3 protein-coding genes and 1 pseudogene are annotated in these 3,233 nt (G+C 69.9%); 2 read left to right on the top strand and 2 right to left on the bottom strand.

From position 1 onward, the window contains the following. Positions 1 to 353 (top strand): annotated as a pseudogene (locus A612_RS00815) (hypothetical protein); the annotation flags it as partial. Positions 354 to 369: 16 nt separating this feature from the next. Here the strand turns inward: A612_RS00815 and uraH are convergent. Beyond that, positions 370 to 720 carry a hydroxyisourate hydrolase gene (gene uraH / locus A612_RS00820; protein ID WP_019372723.1) on the bottom strand — a complete coding sequence of 117 codons (351 nt, stop codon included), beginning with the start codon at positions 718 to 720 and terminating at the stop codon, positions 370 to 372. A 133-nt stretch (positions 721 to 853) separates the two neighbouring features. On the opposite strand from uraH, the gene ggt reads away from it, so the two are divergent. After that, positions 854 to 2,668 (top strand): gamma-glutamyltransferase, encoded by a 1,815-nt coding sequence (ggt, locus tag A612_RS00825; RefSeq protein WP_019372724.1) that lies wholly within the window; start codon positions 854 to 856, stop codon positions 2,666 to 2,668. 61 nt (positions 2,669 to 2,729) lie between these two features. Here ggt and A612_RS00830 read toward each other — a convergent pair. After that, on the bottom strand, positions 2,730 to 3,233 hold a 504-nt coding region (locus A612_RS00830), incomplete at its 5' end, for an MOFRL family protein (protein ID WP_019372725.1).

The raw sequence follows: 3,233 nt of genomic DNA on the forward strand, positions 1-3,233 counted from the left end.
GCGCCCCGCCGGTATCGCTTGCCGACAACGCGCTGGCCTACCGACAGGACGCCGCGGCGCATCTGTACCGGTTGAACGGCCCGCGCATCTACCAGGGAATGCTGCCACCGCTGTTGTACGCGATTGGCGTGCTGGATGTGGAAATCGACGCCCGCGGCCAGGTGGTGGGCCTGGACTGGCTGCGCCCGCCCCGCCACGCCCCGGAGGTGGTGCTGGAGATCGAGCGCACCGTCCGCGCAGCGGCGCCCTTCCCGCTGCCGCTGCGCCTGGGCCAAGTCACCTACACCGACACCTGGCTGTGGGACGAGTCGGGAAAATTCCAGCTCGACACGCTGACCGAAGGCCAGCTCTAGGCAACCCCCGAGGGCGTCAGGAGCCGCGATAGGTCGAGTAGCTCCACGGACTGACCAGCAAGGGCACGTGGTAGTGCTGGTCGGCGTGGGCGATGCCGAAATCAAGGCGCACCACGTCGAGGAACGGCGGCTCGGGCAACTCGACGCCGCGCGCCCGGAAATACTGCGCCACCTCGAAACACAGCCGGTAGCTGCCGGGGCGCAGCTGCGCGTCGGCGAACAGCGGCGCATCGGTCCTTCCGTCGTGGTTCAGCACCACGCGCTTGACCAGCGTGGCGGCCTCGCCCTGGGTGCTGTAGAGGGTGACCGCCATGCCGGCGGCCGGGCAGCCGTGCATGGTGTCGAGGACGTGGGTGCTCAAGCCCATGGGGGTCTCCTTCCAAGGCAGTGCGGGCTGCCCTATGCTGTCATCCGGTTGAGTGTATACAGTTTTTGTATTCGCTTGTCATTGCCTGCCGTCACGTTTACGCTCGGGTCTCCCCACAACCAAGGAGACTCCCATGGCATTTCGCTCCACCATGCTGGCCGGCAGCGTGGCGCTGGCACTGGCCAGCCTCGTCGCCTGCAGCAGCCCTGCGCCGGGCACGCCGGCCTCTGTGGCGCCACCGACGACCGTGGTCACGGCCCCGGCCGCCGCGCCGCAGCCGAGCGCCACCCAGGCCGCGGCCGCCGCCTACGACTTCGACATGGACGTGTTCCACCCGGTGGTGGCGAAGAACGGCATGGTCGCGAGCGAGCAGGAGCTGGCCTCGCGCATCGGCCTGGACATCCTCAAGGCCGGCGGCAACGCGGTGGATGCGGCCGTCGCCATGGGCTTTGCGCTGGCGGTGGCGCTGCCGAACGCCGGCAACATCGGCGGCGGCGGCTTCATGATGGTGCACGACGCGCGCACCGGCAGGAACGTGGCGCTGGACTTCCGCGAGGTCGCGCCCTCGAGGTTCACGCGCGACATCTACCTCGATGCCCAGGGCAACGTGATCGACGGCAAGTCGCTCTACACGCACTACGCCGTGGGCGTGCCGGGCACCGTGGCCGGGCTGGAGCATGCGCTGAAGAAGTGGGGCACCATGCCGCTGAACAAGGTGGTCGCCCCGGCCGTGGAGCTGGCGGACAAGGGCTTCGTGGTCAGCGAGACGCTCGCCAAGGTGCTGCAGCAGGAGCAGAAGAACATGGGCAAGTGGCCCGCCACGCAGGCCATCTTCTGGAAGAACGGCGCGCCGCTCCAGCGCGGCGACCTGCTGGTGCAAAAGGACCTGGCGCAATCGCTGCGCCTGATCGGCCAGCAAGGCGCCAAGGCCTTCTACGAGGGAGAGATCGCGCAGAAGATCGCCGCCGAGATGGCGCCGCACGCCGGCGCGCTGACGCTGGCCGACCTGAAGAACTACAAGGTGGTGGAGCGCGAGCCGGTCTCCGGCAGCTACCGCGGCTACCAGATCGTGAGTATGCCGCCGCCGTCCTCGGGCGGCGTACACCTGATCCAGATCCTGAACATGATGGAGCGCTGGCCCATGAGGGAGTGGGGCGTGAACAGCGCACGCAGCGTGCACCACATGGCCGAGAGCATGAAGCTGGCCTACGCCGACCGCTCGGAATACCTGGGCGACCCGGACTTCGTGAAGGTGCCGCTCAAGGGCCTGACCTCCAAGCGCTACGCCGAGCAGCTGGCCGCCGGCATTGCGCCCACGCAGGCGCGCGACGCCAAGGCCATCAAGCCCGGCCAGCCCCAACCGTATGAGAGCGACCAGACGACCCACTTCTCGGTGGTGGACAAGGCGGGCAACGCCGTGGCCGTGACCTACACGCTCAACACCAACTTCGGCAGCGGCATCGTCGCCAAGGGCACGGGCATCGTGCTGAACAACGAGATGGACGACTTCTCGGCCAAGCCGGGCGTGGCCAATGCCTATGGCCTGATCGGCGGCGACGCCAACGCCGTGGCGCCCGGCAAGCGGCCGCTGTCGTCGATGATGCCCACCATGGTGCTCAAGGACGGCAAGCCGGTGCTGGTGACGGGCAGCCCGGGCGGCGCGCGCATCATCACCACCGTCCTGCAGACCGTGGTCAACACCATCGACTACGGCATGAACCCGTTTGAAGCCGCCGCCACGCCGCGCTTCCACCACCAGTGGACGCCCGACGAGCTGCGCATCGAGAAGGGTTTTTCCAGCGACACGCTGGCGCTGCTGCGCCAATGGGGCCACAAGGTGGCCGTGAAGCCCGCCATGGGCCGCACGCAGACCATCCAGATTCGGGACGGCATGCTGTATGGCGCGTCCGATCCGCGCAACCCGGACGGGCAGACGCTGGGCTACTGAGCCGTCCGCCCCACGGGAGAAAGCCGCGCCTGGCCCGCGCGGCTTTTTCACAGGCGCTGCGCTACAGCACCAGCAGCGCCCGGAAATCGTTCACGTTGGTGTAGGTCGGCCCCGTGACCACCAGGTCGCCCAGGCGCTCGAACCAGCCGTAGGCGTCGTTGCGGTCCAGGTGGTCGTCGAGCCGCAGGCCCAGGGCAGCGGCGCGCGCCAGCGTGTCCGGCGCCACGCGCGCGCCCGCGTTGTCCTCCACGCCATCGATGCCGTCGGTATCGGCCGCCAGCGCCCACACGCCCGCCTGGCCCTGCAGGGCTTGCGCCAACCCCAGGCAGAACTCCCCCGCCCGCCCGCCCCGCCCCGGGGCCGCGCCAGGGCGCCGGGGGCGCAGGGTGACGGTGGTCTCGCCGCCCGACAGGAGCACGCAGGGCCGCGCAAACGGCCCGCCGCCCCGCGCCACCGCGCGCGCCAGCGCCGCGTGCACCTTCCCAACCTCGCGCGACTCGCCCTCCATCTCGTCGGACAGCACGTGCGCGGCGATGCCGGCGGCGCGCGCCGCCTCGGCCGCCGC

Source organism: Melaminivora alkalimesophila, assembly GCF_000282995.1.
GTDB classification, from domain to species: domain Bacteria; phylum Pseudomonadota; class Gammaproteobacteria; order Burkholderiales; family Burkholderiaceae_C; genus Melaminivora; species Melaminivora alkalimesophila.